Annotated in this window: 24 protein-coding genes and 1 other RNA gene; 13 read left to right on the top strand and 12 right to left on the bottom strand. The window is 64.7% G+C overall.

The features are described 5' to 3' along the window. Nucleotides 1-79: 79 nt before the first annotated feature. Complete coding sequence (locus RS897_RS13455; RefSeq protein ID WP_315837023.1) at nt 80-1,138, bottom strand: acyltransferase family protein; 1,059 nt, start codon at nt 1,136-1,138, stop codon at nt 80-82. Nucleotides 1,139-1,478: 340 nt separating this feature from the next. Here RS897_RS13455 and hrpB point away from each other — a divergent pair, with 340 nt between their 5' ends. From hrpB to RS897_RS13470, 3 genes are all read left to right on the top strand, one after another. Next, nucleotides 1,479-3,953: an ATP-dependent helicase HrpB gene (hrpB, locus tag RS897_RS13460; protein ID WP_407654481.1), complete on the top strand. Its 2,475-nt coding sequence runs from the start codon at nt 1,479-1,481 to the stop codon at nt 3,951-3,953. Nucleotides 3,954-4,568: 615 nt separating this feature from the next. Then, nucleotides 4,569-5,090, top strand: coding sequence for a TIGR02281 family clan AA aspartic protease (locus RS897_RS13465; RefSeq protein ID WP_315837025.1), 522 nt, complete (start codon nt 4,569-4,571; stop codon nt 5,088-5,090). 166 nt (nt 5,091-5,256) lie between these two features. Then, nucleotides 5,257-6,756 (top strand): phosphomannomutase/phosphoglucomutase, encoded by a 1,500-nt coding sequence (locus RS897_RS13470; RefSeq protein WP_315837026.1) that lies wholly within the window; start codon nt 5,257-5,259, stop codon nt 6,754-6,756. A gap of 200 nt (nt 6,757-6,956) precedes the next feature. On the opposite strand, the gene RS897_RS13475 is transcribed toward RS897_RS13470, so the two are convergent. The 6 genes from RS897_RS13475 to RS897_RS13500 all read right to left on the bottom strand — a co-directional run bounded on the left by RS897_RS13475 (nt 6,957) and on the right by RS897_RS13500 (nt 11,995). Then, nucleotides 6,957-8,423 carry a methyl-accepting chemotaxis protein gene (locus tag RS897_RS13475; RefSeq protein ID WP_315837027.1) on the bottom strand — a complete coding sequence of 489 codons (1,467 nt, stop codon included), beginning with the start codon at nt 8,421-8,423 and terminating at the stop codon, nt 6,957-6,959. Nucleotides 8,424-8,474: 51 nt separating this feature from the next. Then, complete coding sequence (locus RS897_RS13480) at nt 8,475-8,786, bottom strand: hypothetical protein (protein ID WP_315837028.1); 312 nt, start codon at nt 8,784-8,786, stop codon at nt 8,475-8,477. Between the two features lie 279 nt (nt 8,787-9,065). Next, nucleotides 9,066-9,575 (bottom strand): Lrp/AsnC family transcriptional regulator, encoded by a 510-nt coding sequence (locus RS897_RS13485; RefSeq protein ID WP_315837029.1) that lies wholly within the window; start codon nt 9,573-9,575, stop codon nt 9,066-9,068. Nucleotides 9,576-9,662: 87 nt separating this feature from the next. Beyond that, nucleotides 9,663-10,589, bottom strand: coding sequence for a sugar kinase (locus tag RS897_RS13490; RefSeq protein ID WP_315837030.1), 927 nt, complete (start codon nt 10,587-10,589; stop codon nt 9,663-9,665). A 21-nt stretch (nt 10,590-10,610) separates the two neighbouring features. Then, the gene (gene nudC, locus RS897_RS13495; RefSeq protein WP_315837031.1) at nt 10,611-11,549 is read right to left on the bottom strand and encodes an NAD(+) diphosphatase; all 939 of its coding nucleotides are present in this window, start codon (nt 11,547-11,549) and stop codon (nt 10,611-10,613) included. Nucleotides 11,550-11,569: 20 nt separating this feature from the next. Continuing rightward, the gene (locus tag RS897_RS13500) at nt 11,570-11,995 is read right to left on the bottom strand and encodes an HIT domain-containing protein (RefSeq protein WP_315837032.1); all 426 of its coding nucleotides are present in this window, start codon (nt 11,993-11,995) and stop codon (nt 11,570-11,572) included. A 90-nt stretch (nt 11,996-12,085) separates the two neighbouring features. Between RS897_RS13500 and ffs the strand changes: the two genes are divergently transcribed. The 7 genes from ffs to RS897_RS13535 all read left to right on the top strand — a co-directional run bounded on the left by ffs (nt 12,086) and on the right by RS897_RS13535 (nt 16,770). After that, nucleotides 12,086-12,182: signal recognition particle sRNA small type (ffs, locus tag RS897_RS13505), an RNA gene on the top strand. Nucleotides 12,183-12,325: 143 nt separating this feature from the next. Then, complete coding sequence (locus tag RS897_RS13510) at nt 12,326-14,185, top strand: DNA polymerase III subunit gamma/tau (RefSeq protein ID WP_315837033.1); 1,860 nt, start codon at nt 12,326-12,328, stop codon at nt 14,183-14,185. Nucleotides 14,186-14,317: 132 nt separating this feature from the next. After that, nucleotides 14,318-14,638, top strand: a complete 321-nt coding sequence (locus tag RS897_RS13515; RefSeq protein ID WP_315838633.1) for a YbaB/EbfC family nucleoid-associated protein — start codon at nt 14,318-14,320, stop codon at nt 14,636-14,638. A gap of 222 nt (nt 14,639-14,860) precedes the next feature. Beyond that, nucleotides 14,861-15,466, top strand: a complete 606-nt coding sequence (gene recR / locus RS897_RS13520) for a recombination mediator RecR (RefSeq protein WP_315837034.1) — start codon at nt 14,861-14,863, stop codon at nt 15,464-15,466. Between the two features lie 81 nt (nt 15,467-15,547). Continuing rightward, nucleotides 15,548-15,952, top strand: a complete 405-nt coding sequence (locus tag RS897_RS13525) for a hypothetical protein (protein ID WP_315837035.1) — start codon at nt 15,548-15,550, stop codon at nt 15,950-15,952. Between the two features lie 150 nt (nt 15,953-16,102). Then, a complete protein-coding gene (locus RS897_RS13530) occupies nt 16,103-16,399 on the top strand; it encodes a nucleotidyltransferase family protein (RefSeq protein ID WP_315837036.1) in 297 nt (98 codons plus the stop codon). Beyond that, nucleotides 16,399-16,770, top strand: coding sequence for a HepT-like ribonuclease domain-containing protein (locus tag RS897_RS13535; protein WP_315837037.1), 372 nt, complete (start codon nt 16,399-16,401; stop codon nt 16,768-16,770). The genes RS897_RS13530 and RS897_RS13535 overlap by 1 nt, the downstream gene beginning before the upstream one ends. A gap of 15 nt (nt 16,771-16,785) precedes the next feature. Here RS897_RS13535 and RS897_RS13540 read toward each other — a convergent pair whose 3' ends face one another. Genes RS897_RS13540 through RS897_RS13550 form a run of 3 tightly spaced genes read right to left on the bottom strand, consistent with a single transcriptional unit; the run spans nt 16,786 to nt 19,882 of the window. Beyond that, nucleotides 16,786-18,144: an AmpG family muropeptide MFS transporter gene (locus RS897_RS13540; RefSeq protein ID WP_315837038.1), complete on the bottom strand. Its 1,359-nt coding sequence runs from the start codon at nt 18,142-18,144 to the stop codon at nt 16,786-16,788. 59 nt (nt 18,145-18,203) lie between these two features. Next, entirely contained in the window at nt 18,204-18,665 is a 462-nt protein-coding gene (locus RS897_RS13545; protein WP_407654483.1) for a RidA family protein, read from the bottom strand. Between the two features lie 11 nt (nt 18,666-18,676). Then, nucleotides 18,677-19,882 (bottom strand): DNA recombination protein RmuC, encoded by a 1,206-nt coding sequence (locus RS897_RS13550; RefSeq protein WP_315837040.1) that lies wholly within the window; start codon nt 19,880-19,882, stop codon nt 18,677-18,679. A gap of 173 nt (nt 19,883-20,055) precedes the next feature. Between RS897_RS13550 and def the strand changes: the two genes are divergently transcribed. From def to truA, 3 genes are all read left to right on the top strand, one after another. Continuing rightward, nucleotides 20,056-20,571 carry a peptide deformylase gene (gene def / locus RS897_RS13555; RefSeq protein ID WP_315837041.1) on the top strand — a complete coding sequence of 172 codons (516 nt, stop codon included), beginning with the start codon at nt 20,056-20,058 and terminating at the stop codon, nt 20,569-20,571. A gap of 99 nt (nt 20,572-20,670) precedes the next feature. Further along, the gene (fmt, locus tag RS897_RS13560; RefSeq protein ID WP_315837042.1) at nt 20,671-21,603 is read left to right on the top strand and encodes a methionyl-tRNA formyltransferase; all 933 of its coding nucleotides are present in this window, start codon (nt 20,671-20,673) and stop codon (nt 21,601-21,603) included. After that, complete coding sequence (gene truA / locus RS897_RS13565) at nt 21,603-22,340, top strand: tRNA pseudouridine(38-40) synthase TruA (RefSeq protein WP_315837043.1); 738 nt, start codon at nt 21,603-21,605, stop codon at nt 22,338-22,340. The genes fmt and truA overlap by 1 nt, the downstream gene beginning before the upstream one ends. Nucleotides 22,341-22,664: 324 nt before the next feature. On the opposite strand, the gene RS897_RS13570 is transcribed toward truA, so the two are convergent. Continuing rightward, the gene (locus RS897_RS13570; RefSeq protein WP_315837044.1) at nt 22,665-23,906 is read right to left on the bottom strand and encodes a DUF1501 domain-containing protein; all 1,242 of its coding nucleotides are present in this window, start codon (nt 23,904-23,906) and stop codon (nt 22,665-22,667) included. 2 nt (nt 23,907-23,908) lie between these two features. Further along, entirely contained in the window at nt 23,909-25,345 is a 1,437-nt protein-coding gene (locus tag RS897_RS13575) for a DUF1800 domain-containing protein (RefSeq protein WP_315837045.1), read from the bottom strand. Nucleotides 25,346-25,482 lie beyond the last annotated feature (137 nt).

Here is a 25,482-nt window from a genome sequence, read left to right on the forward strand (position 1 = left end):
TGGATACGCGGGGCAAGCCCGCGTATGACGCTGAATGTGGAGAGTCGCCTTCCGCCACACAAACGTGGCCGCGAAAAACCTACTCCGCCGCCTGCAGCGTCGGCCGCGGCTTTTTCGGGGCGATCCAGAACATCGCGGGGCGTTCGAACAGCACGTTCAGCGGGGTGCGGCGCAGGGCCCACCAGATCACCAGCGCGCCAATCACGCCGGCCAAATTGACCAGCAGCGCCACCACGCCGATGTCGCCGATCACGCCGGTCTTCAGCAGCACCGTGCGGGTCACCGCCATCGGCAGGAAGAAGGCGAGATAGATGACGATGGAATGCTCGCCGCAATAACGCAGCGCATCGAGCCAGCGCATCTTCGCCAGCAGAGTGCCGATGACGATGATGGCGCAGGCGCCGGCATATCCCAGCGCCAGCGAGATCAGCGGCCACTCGCTGATGCCGGCATTGACCAGAACGGCATTGAGCAGCGCCCAGGCGCCGAGGCCGGCCACCGCGGCTTCGGGCCGGTTGCGGGCGCCGTCCGACAGCGCGAACACGTAATTGGCGAACAGGTAGCCGGAATAGAAATACACAAAGCGGGACGCGAATTCGTCGATCACGGTCCAGCCGGTGGTGACATGCAGCATCTCCAGCGCAGCCGCCGCGGCCCAGATCATGATCGCCGGGACGCCGCGCGTCAGCTTGGTGACCACGAAGAAGATCGGCAAGAGGTAGATGAACCACAGCGTGCCGAACGGTTCGATGAAGGATTCCAGATACAGCAGGCCGACATGGCCCCAGCCCTGCTCGGCGGCGAACGAGGGCGCCTTGAAACCGAACTGGATGGTCACCCACAGCGCGTAGAAATACGCAAAGTGCACCACCTTGCGGTCCAGGTAGGTGCGCCAGTCGCGGTCGATCACCCGCGACAGGAACAGGCCGGAAATCAGGAAAAAGTCAGGCATCCGGAATGGCTTTGCGAACGCCACCACCACATGCATGAAGCCTTCGCGCCCAGCGGCCGCCTCGACGCCCAGCACCGAATGCATCATCACCACCATGACGATGCAGATGCCCTTGGCATAGTCGACCCAGTCCACCCGGGAGGCAGCGGGATCGGCGGAAAAGGCTGCTGTGCTGTTGCGGCTCATCGGTGTCTCGTTTCGTGCCAGCAGGGCGCCACTATTGGCCAGACGGGTTTCATTCTCCTTTATAGGTTCAAGATGCGTGCCGGGCCGGCTCGTCATGACGCGAGTGTCCCGAATTCGAAGTTCGCATCACTTAACAGCACTCTCTGAGCGAACTTCGAATTCGATCAGGACACTCGCAAATCTATGATTCTAGTGCCGCTTTTCGATTTGAAGTTCCACGACGAGCTTGCCGCACGTGTGGTAGGAACTTCAAATCGGCGGCACTAGCCACTTTGGTATGACCCTGCCGCAAACAAGCCTCGGCATTAACCATGTCCGCGGCGCAGCCACGGTTTTAGTCTTGCGCTCCTTCGACAGCCCGCTTCCGATCGACGCCGTGCTCAGCGAGATCGAAACGACGCTTGCGACGCGCACATCAGCCGTTCTGGTGGCGCCGCCGGGCGCCGGCAAGACCACCCGCGTCCCGCTGGCGCTGCTCGATGCGCCGTGGATTGGCGGCAAGAAGATCATCATGCTGGAACCGCGGCGGATCGCCGCGCGCGCCAGCGCCGAGCGGATGGCCAAGACGCTCGGCGAAAAGGTCGGCGACACCGTCGGTTATCGCGTGCGTTTCGGCTCGAAGATCTCGCGCAAAACGCGCATCGAGGTGGTGACCGAAGGCATCTTCACACGGCAGATCCTGGACGACGCGGAACTCACAGGCATCGCCGCCGTGCTGTTCGACGAGTTCCACGAACGCTCGCTGGATGCTGACCTCGGCCTTGCGCTGGCGCGGGATGCGCAGCAGGGCCTGCGCGAAGACCTGCGCATCCTGGTGATGTCGGCAACGCTCGATGGTGCGCGGGTCGGCAAGCTGCTGGGCGATGCACCTGTCATCGCCAGCGAGGGACGCGCGTTTCCGGTCGAGACTCGTTATCTCGGGCGCAAGCCGGACCAGACCATCGAGCGGCAGATGGCGGATGCCATCGCATCGGCCGTGCGTGCGGACGCGGGATCGGTGCTGGCGTTCCTGCCCGGAGCCGCCGAAATCCGCCGCACGCAGACCTTCCTGAGTGAGCGTATTCACGACGCGGCCATCGACATCGTGCCGCTGTTTGGCGCGCTGGAAGCCGGCGCGCAGGACCGCGCGATTTCGCCCGCGCCGAAGGGCACCCGCAAAGTGGTGCTGGCCACCTCGATTGCGGAGACCTCGCTCACCATCGAGGGCGTGCGCATCGTCGTGGATTCCGGTCTCGCGCGGGTGCCGCGGTATGAGCCCGACATCGGCCTCACACGGCTGGAAACCATCCGCGCCTCGCGCGCCGCGGTCGACCAGCGCCGTGGCCGCGCCGGCCGCACCGAGCCCGGCGTCTGTTACCGTCTCTGGGACGAGCCGCAAACGGTGTCGCTGGAGGCCTATACCCGCCCGGAAATCCTGTCGTCGGATCTGTCTCCGCTGCTGCTCGATCTCGCGCACTGGGGCGTCAGCGATCCCGCGACAATGGCGTTTCTCGATCCGCCGCCGACACCGGCGCTCAGCGAGGCGCGGTCGCTGCTGGAAGAGCTCGACGCGCTGGATGCCGATGGCCGCATCACCAGCGAAGGCAAGAGCCTGCGCGCGCTGGCGCTGCCGCCGCGGCTGGCCCGCATGATCGTGGATTCCCATCGCCTCGGCGCCGGCGAAGACGCCGCCGCGATATCGGCCATCCTCACCGAACGCGGGCTCGGTGGCGACAGCGTCGATCTCGATGTGCGGCTGGATCAGTTTCGCCGGGATCGTTCGCCGCGCGGCGCGGCGGCGCGCCAACTGGCGGAACGCTGGGCCTCTCAGGTCGCCGCCGCCGAGCGCGTGGCTGAGGACGATGCGGCACCGTCGACCGGCGTCATGCTGGCGTTTGCGTTTCCCGATCGGGTCGCGCGTAACCGCGGCAATGGCAGCTTCGTGCTGGCCAACGGGCGCGGCGCCGCCATCGAGCAGACCTCGGGGCTGGCGCGTGCGCCTTATGTCGCGGTGGCCGAACTGACCGGCACGGCGGCACAGGGGCGTATTCTTTTGGCCGCGCCGGTCACACTTGTCGAGATCGAGGCGCATTTTGCCGGCCATATCAAAAGCGATGATGAAATCACGTTCGACCGCAGCGCCATGGCGCTGCGCGCGCGCCGTCGCAAGCGGCTGCACGCCATCACCCTGTCGGAGCATCCGCTGCCGATCACGCCATCGGCCGAGAGTGCGCGGGTGCTTGCGGACGGCCTGATCGAGCGCGGCATCGAGCGGCTGCCCTGGTCGAAACCACTGAAACAGTGGCGCGACCGCGTGATGTTTTTGCGCGCCGCGTCGCCGGACGAATGGCCCGACCTCTCCGACACCGCGCTGGCAGTGCGGCGCGAGGACTGGCTGGTGCCGGCGCTGTTCGACAAGACATCGCTGGCGCAAATCTCCGCCGGCGATCTCTCCGACGCGGTGATGGCGCTGCTGCCCTGGGACCTGCGCGCGCGGCTCGACCGCGAGGCGCCCACCCATTTCGAGGCGCCGACCGGGTCGATGATCCCGATCGATTACGAGGCGGAAGAGGGCGCCAAGATCTCGGTGCGGCTGCAGGAACTGTTCGGTCTCAACCGCCATCCGTCGGTGGCGCAGGACCGCGTACCGCTGGTGGTGGAACTGCTGTCGCCGGCGCACCGCCCGGTCCAGGTGACGCGCGATCTCCCCGGCTTCTGGCGCGGCAGTTATGCCGCCGTCCGCTCCGATCTGCGCGGCCGCTACCCCCGCCACCCCTGGCCCGACGACCCTACCACCGCCGCGCCGACGCGGCGGGCGAAGCCCAGGGGGACGTGAGGGGACGGCGATGCGCGGTCGCATGGTCGGGATGCGCGGGCGGGGGCTTCTTTGTTGTGTGCAGGAGGCGCTTCTCCATTTTCAGTGTCATCGTTCGGCTCGACCGGACGATCCAGTAGGCGACATGGTTGTTTATGGATTGCTGAGTCGAAAGCGGCCATCGCAGGCGCAGGTCACAGACTCGTTCATCCCTTATGCGCACCGGGGTTACCGGATCGTCCGGTCGAGCCCTACAAGATTCACACATCTCAAAAACAGACTCTGCATCAAACACTTAGCTGACCCCATGCTTCGGGAAAATCTAGTAACAGGCTTCGAGTGCAAAGCTTGAAAAGGCTCAACTTTTGGGGCCCTGTGAAAACGCTCCGATGAGATGTGTGCATATCGTAGGGTCGAGCCGGACGATGACACCGCGGGTGCAGAAGCGCCTCGAATCCCAGCCGCGGCTGCGCGCATCCCCCAACGGTTAAACACCACCTCTCCCTCATCCGCCTCCCATTAACGCTTCACTCACTCTTTTCGCCAAAATAGGAGGCTTCCGGATTGCCGTTCACGCCGGCACCTCTGCAGGCGTGGTTTGATCCAGGTTGTGGCGTTTGGACAGGCGTGTGCGTGATGCGTAACTTGATGATCTTCGCCGTCATCCTGGTCGTGGCCGGCACCTATATGGCGCAGATGGCCGACAAGATCAGTTCGGCTGGGACGGCCAACGCGACAGCGGTCAAGTCCGCGCCGGTCACTGTGGCGCAGGCCCAGCCGGACAATGGCGGCCGCACCGTCAAGATCCCGCGCGATCACCGCGGCCACTTCCAGACCGACGGCCGCATCGACGGCCAGCGTCTCTCCTTCATGGTCGACACCGGCGCTTCGGTGATCGCGCTCACCGAGAACGACGCCGCGCGCATCGGCAAGCGTCCCTCCCGCGGCGACTACAACGCGACCGTCTCGACCGCCAACGGCCAGGTCAAAGCGGCGCGGGTGCGGCTGGCCAGTGTCGACATCGGCGGGCTGGTGGTGCGCGATGTCGACGCCATGGTGCTGCCCGACGGCGTGCTCAGCGAGAACCTGCTGGGGCTGTCGTATCTGTCGAAGCTGAAGCGCTTCGAGATGGCCAACGGCCAGATGGTGCTGGAATAAATCCGTCATATACGTTTCATCGGAGAGCGATGCGGCTGCTACCTTTGCGCCGCAATTGACACCTACCGTGGTCTGCCCACCTGTTTGGCGTCTTTCGGAGGTCTTTCCAGTCGTCCCGACCTCCGCTAGCCTTCACGATCAATTCTTTTTCCCAAGAGGCTCCTTGATGTTTCCGAAGCCGAAATCCGCGCTGACCCCGAATACCTATGCCTATGAATCCGAGCCGATGGTGAAGGCCACCGGGTTCCGCGAATACGATGCGCGCTGGCTGTTCAGCAAGGAAATCAACCTGATGGGGATTCAGGCGCTGGGCATGGGGCTCGGCACCTTGATCACCGAACTCGGCCAGAAGCAGGAAATCGTCACCGGCCACGATTTCCGCGGCTATTCCGCCTCGATCAAATACGCGCTGATTTCGGGCCTTTTGGCCTCCGGCTGCAAGGTCCACGACATTGGCCTCGCCGTGACGCCGATGGCCTATTTCGCCCAGTTCGAGCTCGACGTGCCCTGCGTGGCGATGGTCACCGCCTCCCACAACGACAATGGCTGGACCGGCGTCAAAATGGGCGCCAACCGCCCGCTGACCTTCGGCCCCGACGAGATGAACCGGCTCAAGGAAATCGTGCTCAATGCCGATTTCAAGAACAAGGTCGGCGGCTCCTATCAGTTTCACGAGAATTTCCCGGATCGTTACATCGCCGACCTGACCAACCGCCCGAAGCTGAAACGCAAGCTGAAGGTCGTGGTCGCCTGCGGCAACGGCACCGCCGGCGCCTTCGCGCCCAAGGTGATGGAAGCAATCGGCTGCGAGGTGATCCCGCTCGACACTGAGCTGGATCACACGTTCCCGAAATACAATCCCAATCCCGAAGACATGGAAATGCTGCACGCCATCCGCGACGCCGTGCTGGAGCACAAGGCCGATGTCGGTCTCGGCTTTGACGGCGACGGCGACCGCTGCGGCGTGGTCGACGATACCGGCGAGGAGATCTTCGCCGACAAGGTCGGCGTGCTCTTGGCGCGCGACATGTCGGCGCTGCACAAGGATGCGCAGTTCGTGGTGGACGTAAAGTCGACCGGGCTGTTCGTCACCGATCCCGTGCTGATCAAGCAGGGCGCGAAGGCGACCTACTGGAAGACTGGGCATTCCTACATGAAGCGCCGCACCAACGAGCTCAAGGCGCTGGCGGGTTTCGAGAAGTCCGGCCACTTCTTCTTCAATGCGCCGGTCGGTCGCGGGTATGACGATGGCCTGATCTCGGCGATCGCGATCTGCGAAATGCTCGACCGCGCCCCGGGCAAGAAGATGTCGGACCTGAAGAATGCGCTGCCGAAGACCTGGTCGTCGCCGACCATGTCGCCGCACTGCGCGGATGAGACCAAATACGGCATTGTCGAGCAGGTGGTGAAACACTTCGAGGACGCGAAGGCCAAGGGCGCCAAGGTCGCAGGGCAAGCCATCCGCGACCTGGTCACGGTCAATGGCGTACGCGTCACCGTGGAAGACGGTAGCTGGGGCCTGGTGCGCGCCTCCTCCAACAAGCCGGAGCTCGTGGTGGTGGTCGAGAGTCCGGTCTCCGAACAGCGCATGCGCGACCTGTTCGAAGCCATGGACTCGGTGCTGCGGACGCATCCCGAGGTCGGCGAGTATAATCAGAAGATCTGAGGCCGCTCCGCTCATGCGGGCTACGGGTTGGACGCGTTATCGCGTAGGCCTCACTCCACTCTCGGCGTCATGCCCGGCCTTGTGCCGGGCATCCACGCCTTTCTTACTTGAAGCGCTGTTAAGACGTGGATGCCCGCGACAAGCGCGGGCATGACGGATGTGGGTGTGGCGGCGTATTGCCCCCTAAAGCTCCGACACCGCTAAGCCACCCGGATCGTACTCACAAATCCATTGATCTCCGTGCGTAGCCGTTCCGACTGCGACGACAGCCCCGTCGCCGCATCCAGCAACTTCGTCGCCGCCGCATCGACATCGCCTGACGAGCGGGTGACGCCCATGATGTTGGTGTTGACGCCGCGGGTGCCCTGCGCCACCTGATCGACATTGACGGCGATCTCCCGGGTCGCGGCGTCCTGCTCGCGCACGGCTGAGGCGATCGCGCCGGAGATGGCATTGATCTCGCGGATGGTGCCGGAGATCGCCTGGATGGCCGCCACTGCATCCCGGGTTGCGGTCTGGATGCCCTGGACCTGGCTGGAGATTTCTTCAGTCGCCTTTGCGGTCTGGCTGGCCAGCGCCTTCACCTCGCCCGCCACCACCGCAAAGCCGCGGCCATGCTCGCCGGCGCGCGCCGCTTCGATGGTCGCGTTCAGCGCCAGCATGTTGGTCTGGTTGGCGATGTTGCGGATGAAGGTGACGACCTCGCCGATCTTCTCGGTGCCCGCCGACAAGCCCCCGACCATGGTGTTGGTGCGGGCGGCCTCGTCGGAGGCCTTGCCGGCGATCTCGGTCGAGCGGATCGCCTGCTGGCCGATCTCGCTGATCGACGCGGTCAGCTCTTCCGTCGCGGTGGCGACGCTGTCCACGCTGGCCGAGGCTTGGTTGGAGGCTGTCGCGACCGCGGCCGCCAGCCGCGTCGCCTCTTCAGACGTGCCGCTCATCGATTTGGACATCGTCTGCATGTCGGTGGCGGCGACCGCGATCGCCTCGACAATGCGGCCGATCTTGTGTTCGAGTTCCGCGGCCAGCGCGTGCATCGCCGCTTCCCGCTCGTCCTTGGCCTTGCGCTGGGCTTCGCGCTGGGCGTCGGCGCGGTCCTGGTCGGCATGGGCGGTGTCCGCTTCGGCGGCTTTCTCCGCCGCGGTTTCGAACAGTTCGCCGAGTTTCAGCGCAAGCCAGACCAGCACGGCCGCTTCGACAATCAGGATGACGGCGTGCAGCACCACGCGGCCGAGATCTGATCCGCCGGGATAGACCGCCGCGGGCAACAGGAAATTCAGCGAGAGGTGATGAAGCGCGACCGCGACGGTCCCGGCGAGGATCGGACGGTAGTCGCAGTAGGCCGCGAGTGTCGCCAGCGCCGCGAAGAAATACATATGCATGTCCGGCTGCCAGGGATGGCCCGACAGCTGGTAAACGAAGATCGACACGTCCCCCATCAGCGCCACTGCAACCAGCAGGCGGGTCGATGGCGAACTGCCGGCGCTGCGCCAGGACAGCGTCGGAAGGATCGCCAGCACCGCCATCAGCGCCGCCGGCCACAGCCAGTCCGTGCCACGCATCACCCCGATGCAGGCGGCGAGCGGCACGTGCACCCACAGTAGCAGGATCAGCGCCCGGCTCGCGGTCTCGCGCAAGGCGTTCATGTCGGCAGTCTCGTCACGCATCGTCGACCTCAAAACCAGCTTGTGATGTGAAATGTCATTTTGGGTGGAAGGTCATGGCGGGGCGCAGCCACCGATTGCCCGCGGGTCGAGCGCCAGCCAGACGCCGGCGTCGCGCAGCCGCTGCAGCCCGTCGGGTCCGGCGAGTTGTACGATCAGGATGGCGGGGAGGATGCCGGTGCGAATCACGGCGGCGTTGGCGGATGCGGTCGCCGTCATGGCCTGCTGTGCGCTCCACCAGGGCGGAAACACCACGGCGGCAACCTCGGCGCCGGCCGGCAATCGCAGCGAAAGCGAAGCGACGGCGATCCAGCTCACCAGCAGCAGCGCGCCCGCATTGAACCAGATCGGCAGCCTTCGTCCCACGCGCGACGTCCTGTCCACACGACAGGGGATGATCGGGCAAAAGAAATAAGGTCAGGTAAAAAGCGGGGTAGGTGCGTACGGTGAGGGTGTGCGGCTCGTGCGACCAATTAATCCAGCCGGTCGCAGAAGCGCTGAGACTTGAAATGCTTCATCAATGCGTCTGTGACCAAAGCTTGGCGACGGCCGCTTTTGGCTCAGCGTTTTAACAATCGGCCGTGCCGCCTACTGGATCGCCCGGTCAAGCCGGGCGATGACAGCTGATGTTGTTGCGCCCGCCGCTCACGCCGCCGTCGCCGGCGGCACCGGCAGTGCCGTCACTGACTTGATCTTTTCCATCGCGAAACGCGAGGTCACGTTCTTGAGCGGCACCGCGCTGATCAGTTTCTTGTAGAACACGTCGTAGCTCTGCATGTCGGCGACCACCACGCGCAGCATGTAGTCGACGTCGCCGGCCATCCGGTAGAATTCCATCACCTCGGGCATAGCGCTGACCGCCTCGGCGAACTTCTTCAGCCAGGCGTCGGAGTGGTCGCCGCTCTCGATCGAGACAAACACCGAAATCCCCAGGCCGATCTTGTTCTGATCCACCAGCGCCACCCGGCGCAGGATGATGCCCTCGGCCTCCAGCCGCTGGATCCGCTTCCAGCAGGGGGTCGACGACAGGCCGACCCGGTCGCCGATTTCGGCGACCGACAGCGAGGCGTCGTCCTGCAGAACGGTCAGGATTTTGCGGTCGATGGCGTCCAGGCGGCGGTTGGTTTCGGTGACGGCGAGGGCAAGATCGGACATGGCGAAGAACTTTTTTCCAATAGTGAGGATAATCTACCTCTTATATAGAAAATTCTTCTCACGCAAGGCCTCGGGCCTTAGAACCGTTCAGGTTGCGGCGGTTTCAGCCAAAAGCGCTTCAACTTCAGCACGTTGCGGAGCGGCATAAGCGCTGCCGAACCGGGTGCATTTCAGCGCCGCGGCGGCGGAGCCGAGCCTCAGAGCCGAGGAAATATCCTGCCCCTCGGAGATTCCCAGGGCAAAAGCGCCGTGAAACACGTCCCCGGCGCCCAGGGTATCGACGGGCTGGATCGGAAAGGCCGGCGTATGGCGGATCTGGCCGGTTTGGTCGCGCCACTGCGTGCCTTCGGCGCCATCGGTGACGGCCAGAAAGGCTGTCGTCAACTCGGCGATGCGCTTCAGTGCGCCAGTCAGATCTCCGGTTGCGGCGGTGGCGGTCAGCGCTTCGGCCGAGAAAATCACATGGCTGGAGATCGTGAGCAGCGGCTCGTCGAGCGCCATCACGCGGTCGGCATCGAGCACCACGGCGATGTCGCGCCGGCGCGCCTCCGCGCAAGTCGCAGCGACGAAATCGCTGCAGCGGCTTTCGGTCAGCACCGCGTCGACGCCGTCGAGCAACGTGTCGTTGTCCGGCAGCGTCACGCTCCACAGTTTAGGATCGCGGTAGATCACCAGGGTGCGCTCACCGCCGGCATCGATCCAGATGCTGGACATCGGCGTCTGCGCGCCCGCCACGCGCACGAGATGCTCTGTCTCGACGCCTTCTTGCGTCAGCAAATCGAGAATGAACTGGGTATCCGCCGGGTTGTCGCCGATCGGTCCGGCGAGACGCACCTTGCCGCCGAGACGCGCGATCGCGACCGCTGCATTGGTGGCGTTGCCGCCGCTGAATTGATCGAAATGATCGGCCGGAAGCTTGTGGCCGCGCGCCGGCAACGCACCGATCCGAAACAGCATGTCGCGGGTCGGGATTCCCAGGCAGAGAATGTGCGGCCGCGATTTTGCGTCAGTCATGAGTCGTCCGCTGTGCGCGGTTCAGCCGGCCTTGTTCGCCCACTGCGCCAGCAGATGATAGGCGATGGCGACGGGATGCGGGCCCAGGAAGCCGCCGGGATGTTCGCGCTTGAGCATCAGTTCGGCATCGGTGCGATCGAACCAGCGTGCGTCTTCCAGTTCGGTTTTGTCCACCACGATGTCGGTGGTGGTGGCGTGCGCGATGCAGCCGATCATCAGCGACGACGGATAGGGCCAGGGCTGCGCATGATAATAGGCGACGTCCGTCACCCGGACGCCGGCTTCCTCATGCACCTCGCGGCGCACGGCGTCCTCGATGGTTTCGGCGATCTCGACAAAGCCGGCAAGACACGACCACATGCCGGTGGGAAACTGTGATTGCCGTCCCAGCAGGCACTTTTCGCCGTTTGTGACCAGCATGATCACCACCGGGTCGGTGCGCGGGAAATGCTGGGTCTTGCAGTTCGGGCAATCGCGCCGCCAGCCACCGCTCGACATCGCGCTGCGCTGGCCGCAATTGGCGCAGAAACCGTTGCGCTGGTGCCAGGTCACGAGCGATTTCGCCATCGCGATGGTGGAGAGCTCGTCGGCCGGCAGTAGGCCCTGAGTGATCGCGCCGCGCAGGTCCGAGGCCGCGACATCGCTGCGTGTCATCAGTGTCTCGACCGCATTCGCGGGGATGCCCATGCCGAAGAGCGGCTTGCCGTCGCGCAGCCCCAGGAACACCGTGCCGGGATTGGCGCCGTAGTCGCGTGCCTCTTTCAGCGTCAGCGCGGCGGTCGGGCGCTCGCCGTTCTTTTTGATCAGCAGCGAATCGCGATGCACCACATAGGCGCGGGCGTCGCGGTGCTCTTCCATTGCGAGCAATTTGTCGGTGTCGTCACGAAGATGAGCCGCGCGGTCGATGGGATGAGTTGAAAAGCCCGGTGAGCCGACCGGAAACGTGGTGTTTGTTATCATTGATTATGAGCCGAGATGATTTAGCCGAGCCAGATTTTGCGCCGGAGCGCACTGATGAAGGCCGCAACTTCCTGCGGATCGTGGTTGAGCGCCTGCGCCACGCCCCAGACCGGCCGCGGCCAGGCGGCATCGCTCGGGCGCCGCGCGATGATGTGGATATGGAGCTGCGGAACCAGATTTCCCAGGGCGGCGATGTTCAATTTGTCGCATTTGGTGACCTCTTTCAGCACCCGCGACACGCGGGTGATTTCGGTCATCAATTGCGCCTGTTCGACCTCGTCGAGATCGATGATTTCGACCGCATCGATCCTGCGGGGCACCAGCAGCAGCCAGGGATAATTGGCGTCCTTGATCACCAGCACGCGGCTGAGCGGCAGATCGCCGACATTGATGGTGTCTTTTTCGAGCTGCGAATGGAGCAACCAGGTGGGGGCGGCGGCCGACATGCATTTCCCAGGGTGAATCTTGACCCCGAGCCTAGCAGATGTCGGCGAGTCGCGCTTGCTTTCCGGCCGCTTTGGCCCCAAATAGGGGTGGGAGATTGGCGGTGGACGAGCCACTCGCCAACCGGGTCAGGTCCGGAAGGAAGCAGCCCTAACGAGGTCCGGATCGGGTCGCTCGTCAGTCTCCTACTTTAACCCCGCAGATATGAAACCCGCGGAGCTATTCCGCGGCTTTTGGGCGAAACGGTTTTCCCCTCGCCCGAAAACGCTCTATATTTCTGCGACGCGCAGCGCGCGGCAATCCAGACCTTGAGAGACACGCGGACCGTTCGAATGGCTGATGCTGGACCTTCCGGAGCCGATGCGAACACCCAGAACGCATCGGGTTCCGGCCGCGGGTATCGGGTGCTGGCGCGCAAATACCGCCCCACGACATTTGAGGATCTGATCGGCCAGGAGGCCATGGTCCGCACCGTCTCGAATGCGTTCGAGGCCGGGCGGATTCCGCAGGCCTGGATCCTGACCGGTGTGCGCGGCGTGGGCAAAACCACCACCGCGCGCATCCTGGCACGGGCGCTGAATTACGAATTGCCGGACGGCTCAGCCAAGGGCCCGACCATCCAGATGCCGGTGCCGGGCGTGCACTGCCAGGCCATCATGGAAAGCCGGCACATCGACGTGCTGGAAATGGACGCCGCCTCCCACACCGGCATCGACGACGTGCGCCAGATCACTGACGGTGTACGTTATGCGCCGTCCAGCGCGCGCTACAAGGTCTACATCATCGACGAAGTCCACATGCTGTCGGAGAAGGCGTTCAACGCCTTCCTCAAGACGCTGGAGGAGCCGCCGGAGCACGCCAAGTTCGTGTTCGCCACCACCGAAATCCGCAAGGTTCCGGTGACGGTGCTGTCGCGTTGCCAGCGCTTCGATCTGCGCCGCGTCGATGCCGACGTCTTGATGACCCATCTCGGTAACATCGCCAAAAAAGAGCAGGTCGAAATCGAGCAGGAAGCGCTTGCCGCCATCGCCCGCGCGGCGGAAGGCTCGGTCCGCGATTCGCTCTCGCTGCTCGACCAGGCCATCGCGCATGCGGCCGGAACCGTGCGCGCCGACGATGTCCGCCAGATGCTCGGCCTTGCCGATCGCACCCGCGTCATCGATCTCTTCGAATCGCTGGCGCGCGGTGATATCGCCGCCGCCTTCAAGGAGTTCCGCGACCAGTACGACACCGGCGCCGATCCGGTGGTGGTGCTGAGCGACCTCGCCGAGTTCGTCAATTTCATCACCCGCATCAAGGTGGTGCCGGCCACCGCCGACAATCTGTCGCTCGGCGAGACCGAGCGCCTGCGCGGCCGCGAGTTCGCCGCCAAGCTGTCGATGCGGGTGCTGTCACGGATGTGGCAGATGCTGCTCAAAGGCATCGCGGAAGTGCAGGGCGCGACCCGACCGCAGGCCGCCGCCGAAATGGTGCTGGTGCGGATCGCCTATGTCGCCGATCTGCCGACGCCCGATGAAGCGATCCGGATGATCGAGCAGAACGGCGGCGCATCGTCGTCAGTGAGTGCAAGCAGCGCGTCGTCGCGCGGTGCGCCCGCGCCGGTCGCCAGTGCGACGTCGCATGCGGTCGCCAGCAGCAGTTCGTCTGCGCGCGCCGACTCCGGCATGGCGCCGAGGGCCATCGTGTCCGGCCTGCGCGCCAGCGCCGACCCCTCGCCGCGGATGGAGATTGCGCCTGTGCCGCAGGCGCAGACCACGCCTGCGATCGCCCTGCGCACATTTCCCGAATTCGTGGCTTTCGTCGGCAAGCGCGACATCATGATGCAAAAGACGCTGGAGCGCGACGTGCGCTTTGTGCGCATGGAAGACGGCAAGCTCGAGTTCGCGCTGGAACCAAGCGCGCCGCGCGCGCTGCCGAATGAATTGCAGCGCAAGCTGGAGCTGTGGACCGAACGCCGCTGGGTCATCGTGGTGTCGAATGCCGAGGGCGAGCCGACGCTGCGGACGCAGCGCGAGATGATCCGCAGCGAACGCGAGCGGGTGGCCGAGGCCGATCAGCGGGTGCAGGACGTGCTGTCGCGGTTCCCCGGCACGCGCATTGTCGAAGTCAGGCATACGCCGGCGGCGCAAGTGTCGAGCGCCGATTCCGAAGATGCCGTTGAACCAATCGACGGCGACAGCGACGACGATTAGAGCATGATCCGGAAAAGTGGATGCCGGTTTTCCGAAGAGATCATGCTCCAGAAAAAGAGCGTTTCGATTTGAATGCGCGGGATCATCTCGAATGATCGCGAAGCGGACCCAACAGGCACCCAAGAGGACAAAATGGCTGATTTTCTCGGCATGATGAAACAGGCGGCCCAGCTGCAGTCGAAAATGAAGGCGATGCAGGACGAGCTCGAGCAGGTCGAGGTCGATGGTATTGCCGGCGGTGGTCTTGTCAGCGTGCGGATGACGGCGAAAAGCGAGGTCAAGGCCGTCAAGATCGACCCGTCGCTGATCAAGCCAGATGACCGCGAGATCCTCGAGGACCTGCTGGTCGCGGCCCTTAACGATGCGCGCCGCAAGGCGGAGGCGGCGATGCAGGAAAAGATGCAAGCGCTGACCGGTGGTCTGGGTTTGCCGCCGGGCCTTGGACTTACTTAAAGTCCTGGGCTGACCTAAAGCCTCGGGTTGACCTGATCGTCGCCTCATACTTTGGTCGCGCCCGATCCCGGGTCTCGCTGCGCTCACCTGGGCTACAATCCAGAGTTGATAGAGTCGATCGTAGTGCCCGGATGAGCGAAGCGATGTCCGGGGAAGCGACATCCGGGGCGCTGTCGACTAATAATATCCCGTGATTCGCGTGCTCAAAGAGTTCCGCCCGACATGCCGACTGCCGTCGCCGGCCCCGAAATCGAACGTCTGATTCAGCTGCTGGCGCGCCTGCCAGGGCTCGGCCCGCGCTCGGCGCGGCGCGCGGCGCTGCATCTGATCAAGAAGCGCGAGGCGCTGATGGCGCCGCTCGCCGGCGCGCTGCAGGTCGCGATTGATCGCATCCAGGTCTGCAAGACCTGCGGCAACATCGACACACAAAATCCATGTTCGGTCTGCACTGACGACCGGCGCGATCCCTCGATCATCGTCGTGGTCGCCGATGTCGCCGATCTCTGGGCCCTGGAGCGCGCGGTCGCGACACAGGGCCGTTATCACGTGCTTGGTGGCACGCTGTCGCCGCTTGACGGTGTGGGCCCGCAGGATCTGACCATCGACGGGCTGGTGGCGCGCGCCCACGACAAGCAGGTGAGCGAAATCATTCTCGCGCTCAACGCTACCGTCGACGGCCAGACCACGGCGCATTACATCACTGACCTCTTGCAGGACGCCGAGGTGAAGATCACCCGGCTGGCGCACGGTGTCCCGGTGGGGGGCGAACTGGATTACCTCGACGAGGGGACGCTGTCGGCGGCAATGCGGCAGCGGACCCTGTTCTGATTTTTAAGCGATCCGAGTTGAACCTGCGACCCAGAAAAACAACAGACACATCAACAACCGAGACTTGAACGAGACCGCATCATGCTCCTGACTCTGTCCAAAGCCCTTCTCGCATCTGCCGTGATTGCCTCCGCCATGACGGTGGCGTCGGTCGAGGTTTCGGCACAGCAAGCGATCAAGAGCGGCGGCGTGTTGTCAGGCGAACTGCGCGCCATGCGCAGCCGCGATCCCAAGGGCAAGCGGATCAACACCTTCCAGCTCGTCACCGAACCGCGCAAGCTGCCGGGCCCGAACGGCCTGTGCAATCTGGAGACGGGCCCGGAGACCTTCCAGATCGTCACCAGCAACGATGCCGAAGCCAGCCGGCTGAAGAGCTTCATCGGCAAGCAGGTCTCGATAAAGGCGGATGAGATGGCCTGCGCCGAACTCGCCGGCCAGATGAGCGACGCCATCGTCTCGAAGTGGAGTTTGGTGACGAGTCATTGAGGTTGTAGGAACTCGGAGATCACCAATTTCTCCGTCATGCCCGCACTTGTTGTGGGCATCCACGTCTTGACTTCATGCCACTGAAAAGACGTCGATTTATAGCTACTCAGCACTTTGCCGCTTCCTATCCATTTGTGATAGGATGACGCCATGAAGCGGGCAGAGGCTCTTAGGAAACTTCGCACTTTTGCTGACGCCCTCAAGGCGCGCGGCGCGACGTCGCTTTACCTGTTCGGCTCAACGGCCCGGAATGAGGCCGGTGCCAAGAGCGACCTCGACCTGTTTATCGACTACGATCCACGCAGCAGGTTCAATGCGTTTGATCTGGTAGCCGCGAAGCGGTTGCTGCAGAAAAATCTGGGCGTCAATGTGGATCTCACCACACGCAAGGGGCTTCACCCGCTGATCCGGAGACGAGTCGAAGCCGAGGCCGCGCGAGTCTTTTAATGCCGAGTCGTGATCCGATGTTGCGCATTCACGACATGCTCGAGAGCATTCGGGGCATCGAAAAGGCCGTAAGTCGAAAATCCTATCGTGATTACGAGCGATCCTGGCTGCTGCGCTCCGCAGTGGAGCGGGGAATCGAGGTGATTTCTGAGGCCAGTCGTCACCTCAGCCGTGACCTGAAGTCCCAGCACAAGGCAGTTCGCTGGAAAGATATAGCGGGTATCGGCAACATTCTGCGGCACGAGTACCAGCGCGTCGATAGTCGGATCATCTGGAAAGCCTTGAAGGATGATCTGCCGCCGTTGAAGGAAGCTTTGCTGGTGATGAAAGCTTCGCTCACGAATCCGCTGCCCCGAAATGACAAAAAATAGCTGGCCGTTACCTGCTTACCCCGGCCTCCCCAGCGTCTCGAAATGCCCGCGGCGCTGCAGCCACGCCAGCAGGATCAGGCTCGGGATCGCCACCAGCACGCAGATGACGAAAAACAGCGGCCATCCCGTGGCGGTGGCGACAAAACCCGCGCCAGACGAGAGATAGGTCCTGCCGACTGCGGCCAGCGCCGTGAGCAGCGCATATTGCGTGGCGGTGTGCAGCGGGCTTTTGCACAGCGCCGAGAGATACGCCACGAAGATCACGGTGCCGATGGCGCTGGTGAAATTCTCCGCGGTGATTGCCACCGCCAGCGCGTATTGATTGACCCCGACGATCGCCAGCCAGGAGAACGACAGGTTGGCGAGCGCCTGCACCACGCCGCCGATCCAGAGACTCACCGGCAGCGAATAGGCGCGGGCGACAAAGCCGCCGGCGAAGCCGCCGAGCAGCGTGGCGGCAAGGCCGACGCCCTTGACGATCGCGGCGTAGTCGTTGCGGCTGAAGCCGAGGTCGATCACGAACGGAGCGGTCATGGTGCCGGAAAACGCGTCGGTGAATTTGAACAGCACCACGAACAGCAGAACCGCGGCCGCGTCCTTGCGCATCAGGAATTCGGAGAACGCGCCGCGCGCGGCCTCGATCACCCGTGCCATGCTGGTCTTGCCGCCCATCGCGGCGTCGGCGCGGGCCGATTGTCCGGGCTCGGTGGCCACCAGCGCGGTGACGGTGCCGATCAGCACCATGGCGGCCATCACCACATAGCCCCACTTCCAGCTCGCCGCCGCATCGAGCCCGGTGCCTTGAATGCCGCTCACAAGAAACAGCGCGCCCGCGGTCGATACCAGCATGCCGATGCGGTAGGCGGCGACATAGGCGGCCATGCCGGCGGCCTGTTCGCTTTCCGGCAGGCTCTCGACGCGGAACGCGTCGACCACGATGTCCTGGGTGGCGGACGCGGCGGCCACCAGCAGCGCGCCGATGGCGACATGCAGCGGCGCGCGGGCGGGGTCCGCGATCGCCAGCAGCAGGATGGCGGCGATCAGCAGCAGTTGCGCAAACACCAGCCAGCCGCGGCGGCGGCCGAGCCAGCGGGTGAGCACAGGAATATGCAGCGCGTCGACCAGCGGGGCCCAGATGAATTTCAGGGTGTAGGGCGTCCCCACCAGCGCAAACAGCCCGATGGTACGCAGGTCGACGCCGGCCTCGCGCATCCACACCAGCAGCGTCGAGCCGGACAGCGCCAGCGGCAGGCCGGAGGAGAAGCCGAGGAACAGCACGATCAGCACCCGCGGCTGCAGGTACACCGCCATGGCCGCGCGCCATGAGGGACGGCTGACCGGTTGAACGACACTCTCGTCGGGGGCTGACGTCATCGCTTTCCCCCTATCTGATTTGGCCGGGGAGGGCCAATGTGGCAAATCCGCGAGGGATCTCAGCGGATGGCGAAAATCGCCTCGACCTCGACGCTGATGCCCATCGGCAGCGAGCCCATGCCGACCGCCGAGCGCGGATGTCGCCCGGCATCGCCGAACACCGCGACGAACAAATCCGAACAGCCGTTGATCACCTTGGGATGATCCCGAAAATCCTCGGTGGCGTTGACCATGCCGAGCACCTTGACCACCTGCACCACGCGGCCGAGATCGCCGGTCGCCGCATGCACCTGCGCCAGCACATTGAGGCCGGTGACGCGGGCGTCGTCATAGGCTTGCTCCACGGTGAGGTCGCGGCCCACCTTGCCGGTGCGGAGTTTCCCGGTGGAATCGAACGGTCCCTGGCCCGCGATGTAGAGATCGTTGCCGTGGCGCAGAAACGGCAGGTAGTTGGCGGCTGCGGCCGGCGCTTGCGGCAAGGTCAGTCCGAGGGCCGCGAGGCGATCATAAGGCGTGGTCATGGCTGTCTCCGTCATTCCCCCGCCCGCAGCTTGCGCGCGGTCGGGACGGTGAACAATTCCGGCGCGGCTTTGGCCGGCGGTGCTTCGGCCTCGGCCGGGGTGCTGAAATCCAGCTCCTCGATCTTGGCGGCACGCTTGCCGATCTTGTTGACCGAGATCAGCACCTGGCGGACGTCCTCGCTGACCTGGTCGAAATGGCTGCCGAGCTTGCTGACACGGTCGCGCAGCCGCTCCACGTCGCCCATCATGTTCATCACTTCGGTGCGGATCTGGTCGGCGGCGTCGCGCATCCGCGCGTCCTTGAGGATCTGCTGCATCACCTGGATCGCCAGCATCAGCAGCGACGGCGACACCAGCACCACGCGGGCGCGATAGGCCTTTTGCACCACGTCGTCGAAGCCGTCATGGATTTCCGCATAGACCGATTCCGAGGGAACGAACATCAGCGCGGTATCCTGGGTCTCGCCCGGGATCAGATACTTCTCCGCGATGTCGCCGACATGTTTCATCACGTCCTGGCGCAGCCGCTGGGTCGCGATTTTCTTGTCGTCGTCGGAGCGGGCATTATGCAGCGCGGTGACGGCCTCGAGCGGAAATTTGGCATCGATGCACAGTGGGCGCTGGTCCGGCAGGAACACCACGCAGTCCGGCCGCTTGCCGCTGGAGAGCGTGTGCTGAAATTCGTAACTGCCTTTCGGCATGCCGTCCTGCACGATGGCTTCCATCCGCGCCTGGCCGAACGCGCCGCGCGACTGCTTGTTGGCGAGCACGTCGCGCAGCGTCGTCACCTGGGTGGTCAGATCGGTGAGGTTCTTGTGGGCATTGTCGATGATGCCGAGCCGCTCATGCAGCGCATGCAGGCTCTGTGCCGTGTTGCGGGTGGTCTGCTCCATGGATTGGCCGACGCGATGGCCCACCGCATCCAGCCGCTCGCTCACCGCACGGGCCATTTCCGCCTGCCGTCCGGCCAGCGCCTGCCCCATGGCATCGACGCGGCCCTGCGCCTGGTCCTGTGCGCGCAGCAGTTCGGACACCCGCTCCTCCAGCTCATCGGCGCGGATCGCCTGGGCCATCGCTGCGGCCTGGCTGCGGCCGCTGCCGCGGGCGATCACGATGGTGATGGTCAGTAGCAGCGCCAGCACCAGTCCGCCGAAGGCGAGCAACACCATGCCCGTCCGGATCGGCGTGTCGTCGATGACAAAAAGGATCTCGTTCATCTCGCCCTTCTAGCCCGATTCGCCTCTGAATGCGAACGAAGAGGGAACATTTATGGTTAATCCATCGTTAAAAATCATGGTTAACGCCAGGTTAATACCGTCCACGTCGCCGATGGTGCGTGGCCGCGTTGCCGTGATTGACCGCGGGCTGAGCCCGGATTACATCGCGCGCCATGGCCATTCGTGAAATCATCATCCTGCCGGACAAGCAGCTTCGTCTGGTGTCGAAACCCATCGAAAAAGTCACGGCGCAGGTGCGCAAGCTCGCCGACGACATGCTCGAGACCATGTACGACGCTCCCGGCATCGGGCTCGCCGCGATCCAGGTCGCCGAGCCGTTGCGCCTGATCACCATGGATCTGTCCAAGAAGGAGGGCGAGGAGAAGGCTCCCCGCGTCTTCATCAATCCGGAGATCCTGTCGGTGTCCGAGGAACTGTCGGTCTATGAGGAAGGCTGCCTGTCGATCCCGGAATACTATGAAGAGGTCGAGCGGCCGGCGAGCGTGCGTTTCCGCTACATGGACCTCGACGGCAAGATGCGGGAAGAAGAGGCGAGCGACCTGTTCGCCACCTGCATCCAGCACGAGATCGACCACCTCAACGGCGTGCTGTTCGTCGATTACCTGTCCAAACTGAAGCGCGACCGCGTGCTGAAGAAGTTCACCAAGGCCGCGAAGCGGGTGGGGTGAGGCGTACGCATCGGTTTGCAACGCGTTTCGACACCCCGAGGATGAGACGTCCGTAAAATGCGGGTAGTCTCAGAGCGCTCGAAGGAAGAATCTCCGGCCATGTCCCTCCGCCTGATCTTCATGGGCACGCCCGATTTCGCGGTGCCGACGCTGCTGGAACTCGTTGCCCATGGCCACGACATCGCGGCGGTGTACACCCGCGCGCCGAAGCCCGCGGGTCGGGGCATGAAGGAGCAGGTGACGCCGGTGGAGCGCGAGGCGCGTAGCCTCGGCATTCCCGTGCTGACGCCGAAGACGTTGCGGACACCTGAGGCGCAGGCCGAATTTGCCGCACATCAAGCCGATGCCGCCGTCGTCGTCGCCTACGGGCTGATCCTGCCGTTGGCCATTCTCGAAGCCGTACCGCTGGGATGCTTCAACCTGCATGCCTCGCTGCTGCCGCGCTGGCGCGGCGCAGCTCCCATCAACCGCGCCATCATGGCCGGCGATGCTGACAGCGGCGTGATGGTGATGAAGATGGATGTCGGCCTCGACACCGGCGATGTGGCGATGGCCGAACGCGTCACTGTGACCGACGCCATGACCGCCACCGACCTGCATGACAGGCTCTCGCGCATCGGCGCCGACCTGACGGCGTGGGCCATGGGCGCACTGGAGCGCGGCACGCTGCAATTTACGAAGCAAAGCGAAGACGGCGTCACGTATGCGGCCAAGATCGACAAGGCCGAGGCGCGGATCGACTGGAGCAAGCCGGCGCGCGAGGTGCTGCGGCATTGCCATGGCCTGTCGCCGTTTCCCGGCGCCTGGTGCGAAATCCCGAACGACGGCGAGGCGGTGCGCGTCAAGGTGCTGCGCTGCGAACTCGCGCCCGGCTTCGGCATCGCAGGCACCTTGCTCGACGAACATCTCACCATCGCCTGCGGCGATGGCGCCATCCGCATCATCGAGCTGCAGCGCGCCGGCAAGCCGCCGATGAAGGCGGACGCCTTTCTCAACGGCACGCGGCTCAAGCCGCCGCTGCGGCTGGCCTGATGCCCCGCTACAAGCTCACCCTGGAATATGACGGCCGTCCGTTCTGCGGCTGGCAGCTGCAGGACAATCTGCTGTCGGTGCAGGGGGCGCTCGAGATCGCGGCAAGGGCGCTATGCGGCGAGGCCGTGCGCGTGCACGGCGCCGGCCGCACTGACGCGGGTGTGCATGCCAAGGGCCAGGTCGCCCATCTCGATCTGCCGAAGGCGTTTCGCACCGACAGCGTGCGCGACGGCCTCAACGCCCATCTGCGTCCGTATCCCATCGGCGTGCTCTCGGCCGAAATCGTGCCGGATGATTTCGAGGCGCGCTTCTCCGCCATCAAGCGGCATTATCTCTACCGCATCATCAACCGTCGCGCCGATCTCACCCTGGATCTCGGGCAGGCCTGGCGGGTGCCAAAGCCGCTGGATACGGCTGCGATGCACGCGGCCGCCCAGCTGTTGGTCGGCAAGCACGATTTTACGACCTTTCGCGACACCGAGTGCCAGGCCAAATCGCCGGACAAGACACTCGACGTGCTCGATGTCGCGCGCGATGGCGACAACGTCAACATCACGACGTCGGCGCGCTCGTTCCTGCACAGCCAGGTGCGCTCGATGGTCGGCTCGCTGGTGTGGGTCGGCGAGGGCCGCTGGAGCGCGTCCGATCTGAAAGCCGCCCTTGACGCCCGCGCCCGCCCCGCCTGCGGCCCCGTCGCGCCGCCGGACGGGCTGTATCTGATGCGGGTGGAGTATTAGGGGCGCAAACGCTTCTCCATATATTCCGTGTCATGCCCACGAACGCGGGCATCCAGTACGCCCGATGCCGGAGAAGGATGACGCGCGATAGGCTCTACGTACTCCGTCGCGCCTCTGTTGGCGTGAACATCATGATCCGGCCGCGTCCGGTTTGTTGCGATATCGAGCAATTCACTGGCGAGGCTGTGGAACGGGCGTCGTGGCGGGCGCCGCATGGGGTGTCCTCCGTTGTCAACAGACGCGCGAGCTCGCGGCGATAGAGCTGCCGCCAGCTCGCGCTCAAACCCAACAGAAATTCCAGTTCGCGTCCCGAGAGCATCGCCATCATCCGACAAGCCCCGCGGTTGGCGTCACATCGGCGCTGTCGGGAAACACCTTTGTGGCGAGCACGCGTTCGTCCACGCGCAGGTGATCGCGCAGCAGGCCTTTCAGCACGGCGCGCAAATCGGTGGTGGGGTTGAGATCGCGTCCTTCATAGAGCTGCGCGGTCTTCAGCCCCGGCCAGTCCGCCACCACGCGCCCGCCGCGTAGTGCGCCGCCGGCGAGGAAGGCCACGGTGCCCTGGCCGTGATCGGTGCCGTTGGTGCCGTTGATGCGCGCAGTGCGGCCGAACTCGGTGACCACGGCGACCACGGTCTCGCGCCAGGCCTCGCCCATGTTGGTTTCCACCGCGGCCAGCGCGCCGTCGAGTGCGCCCAGAAGATTGGCGAGCTGGCCCATGGCCGCGCCTTCGTTGATGTGGGTGTCCCAGCCGACAAAGCCCAGCGCGCCCACCCGCGGGCCGTCTGCTTTCGCCAGGAGGCGTGCCGCGGAGCCGGCGGCGTCAGTGAAATAGGCACGCACCCGCGCGATGCCCGGCGGTGGCAACTGGGCATCGTCGGCCATCACGCTGCCGGCGCCACCGAGCGCGGCCAGGCGAATCCGGGCCTCCAGCGCGGCTGCGAGTTTGGCATCGGTGTGCCGATAGAGATCGAGCAGCCGAGCCTGGGTGTCGTCGCTGGCGGCCAGCAGTTGCTGTGGCACCCATGACATCACCTGCGCCTGTCCGCGCACCACCAGCGGCGTCACGGCGCCGACGCCGAGCGCGCGGCTGCCGCGCGGGTCGACCCGGCCGTCGGAGGCCAGCGCCAGCAGCGCGCGATTGAGCCAGCCGCTGTCGACCGAGCCGGGCCGCGCGAATCCGCTTTCCAGCACATCCTGGCCGTCGAAATGCGAGCGGTCGCGATAGGGCGTCGCGGTGGCGTGCACGATGGTGGCCTGCTGCGCCTTGTAGAGCCGATGCAGCTGCGGCATCGCCGGATTGAGCGCGAAGAAGGAATCCAGCGGCAACGCCGGGGTCTTGCCGTCGAGCACCAGCGCGCGGTCGCCACGCAGTGTTATCCAGTCGGGATCGCCCACTGGCGCGACGGCGCCGAGACCATCGAGCGCGCCGCGCAGCACGATCACGAGTAATCGCGGATCGCGGCCCTCGGCGCGGGCCAGCCGTGGCATCTGGCTCCAGGCGAACAGCGTGCCGGCGCCCAGCAGGGCTTCGCGGCGGCTTGGTAAATGGTGATGAAGACCCATGGTTACCTCCTCAACATCTCGGCCGACATGAACAGCAGCGCCAACGCCTGCTGGCGGCTTTCGGCGCGGCCCACCGCCTGTTTCGCCTCCGGCGACACAGATCCCAGCACGTTGGCAATCACGTCCTGCGGATCGATCCGCCCCGACAGGCGCTCGGCGAAATTGCTGGCGGCGTCGAGCCGCCGTCCCACGCCGTCGATCCACGACGCTTCATCGTCTGGATAACCGCGCGGCGATGTCGGCCGCCACAGACGCTCGCCAAGCAGCGCTTGCCCGCCGGTGAATCGCACGGGATCGGCTTGCGTCAAGCCGGTGGCGCGCACCATGGCGATAATCCATTCGCTTGGCCGCTTCAGCTTGGCGACTGGCGCGTCCCACGCTTCGTCCGACGTGACCATCGCTTTGGCCACTGCCTTGAGATCGCCATCGGTGTCGCGAAACACCTTCGCCATCCGCTCAATCAGTGCGGCGGGCGGTTGATCGGCAACGAAATGCCGCGCCAGCTTGGCCGCCACATGGGTCGCGGTCGCCGGATGCGTCGCGAGATCGCGCAGCACCGTGCGGCCCTGCTCGGCATCGTCGCCGTCATAGGTCTTGCCCATGATGGTCTGCGCGCCCGGCTCGTGCAGGCGCGGATTGAAGCTGAACTCGCCGCCATGCTCGGGATTGTCGCCCGGCGGCAGCAGCGTCCATCCGGTCAGCACGTTGGCAAAACCGATGACATCGGCCTGGGTGTAGCCGGTGCGCACACCCAGCGTATGCAGCTCCATGATTTCGCGGGCGAGATTCTCGTTCAGTCCGCGGGTGCGGTTGAGGCCGGCAATCGAGTTCGCCCCCATCGACAAGGTGTTGTCGAGATAGAGCAGCATTGCCGGATGGCCCTCGGCCGCCAGCAGCAGGTCGGTGAATCGTCCCAGCACATGCGGGCGGATCACCTCGCGCTCATAGGCGCCGGACATGCTCTGCACTTTGTCGGCCGAGATGCAGAAATGATTGCACCAGAACCACACGAGACGTTCGGCAAAGCCGATCTCGGCGTTCAGCGCCGCCTCGTAATGCACCCGTGCTTCGTCGAGATAGATCAGCCGCCCGGGATCGGGCACGGCCTCGGCGGCGGCTTTTTCCGCCTCCACCATCGCGCCCGCGGTTTCCATTTTCGCCGAAGCGTCTGCCGTCTGGCGTTTTGCTGCCGCGTCCTGCTCCCGCTTGGCCACGACCGCACGCGCCGCTCGTTTCGCGTTCGCGTCGGTGACCAAACGATAGGCTTTGCCGCTGGACGGCAGCGCGGAGGCCGCCACCTGGCCGGCAGTTGGTTTCTCCAGCTCCGCGATCAGTGCCCCGCGCGGATCGCTTGCGATCGCTGCGATCGATCCCGGCCGCGGCCCCATCCCAAACCGGTGAAGCGCCAGCGCTGCGTCAGTTGGTGTCGACCTGCTCATGCCATCCCTCGACAAACATGGCCTCGGACGTGACGAGGCATTCGCGCCGGCCATGTTTGCCGCGCAGCCTCGGATGTATGGTTACGTCATGTAGTGTTACGAATTGTAGCATTAAGGAGGGAGGCGTGCAAGGAGTG

This window comes from Bradyrhizobium prioriisuperbiae, from assembly GCF_032397745.1.
Taxonomy (GTDB): domain Bacteria; phylum Pseudomonadota; class Alphaproteobacteria; order Rhizobiales; family Xanthobacteraceae; genus Bradyrhizobium_A; species Bradyrhizobium_A prioriisuperbiae.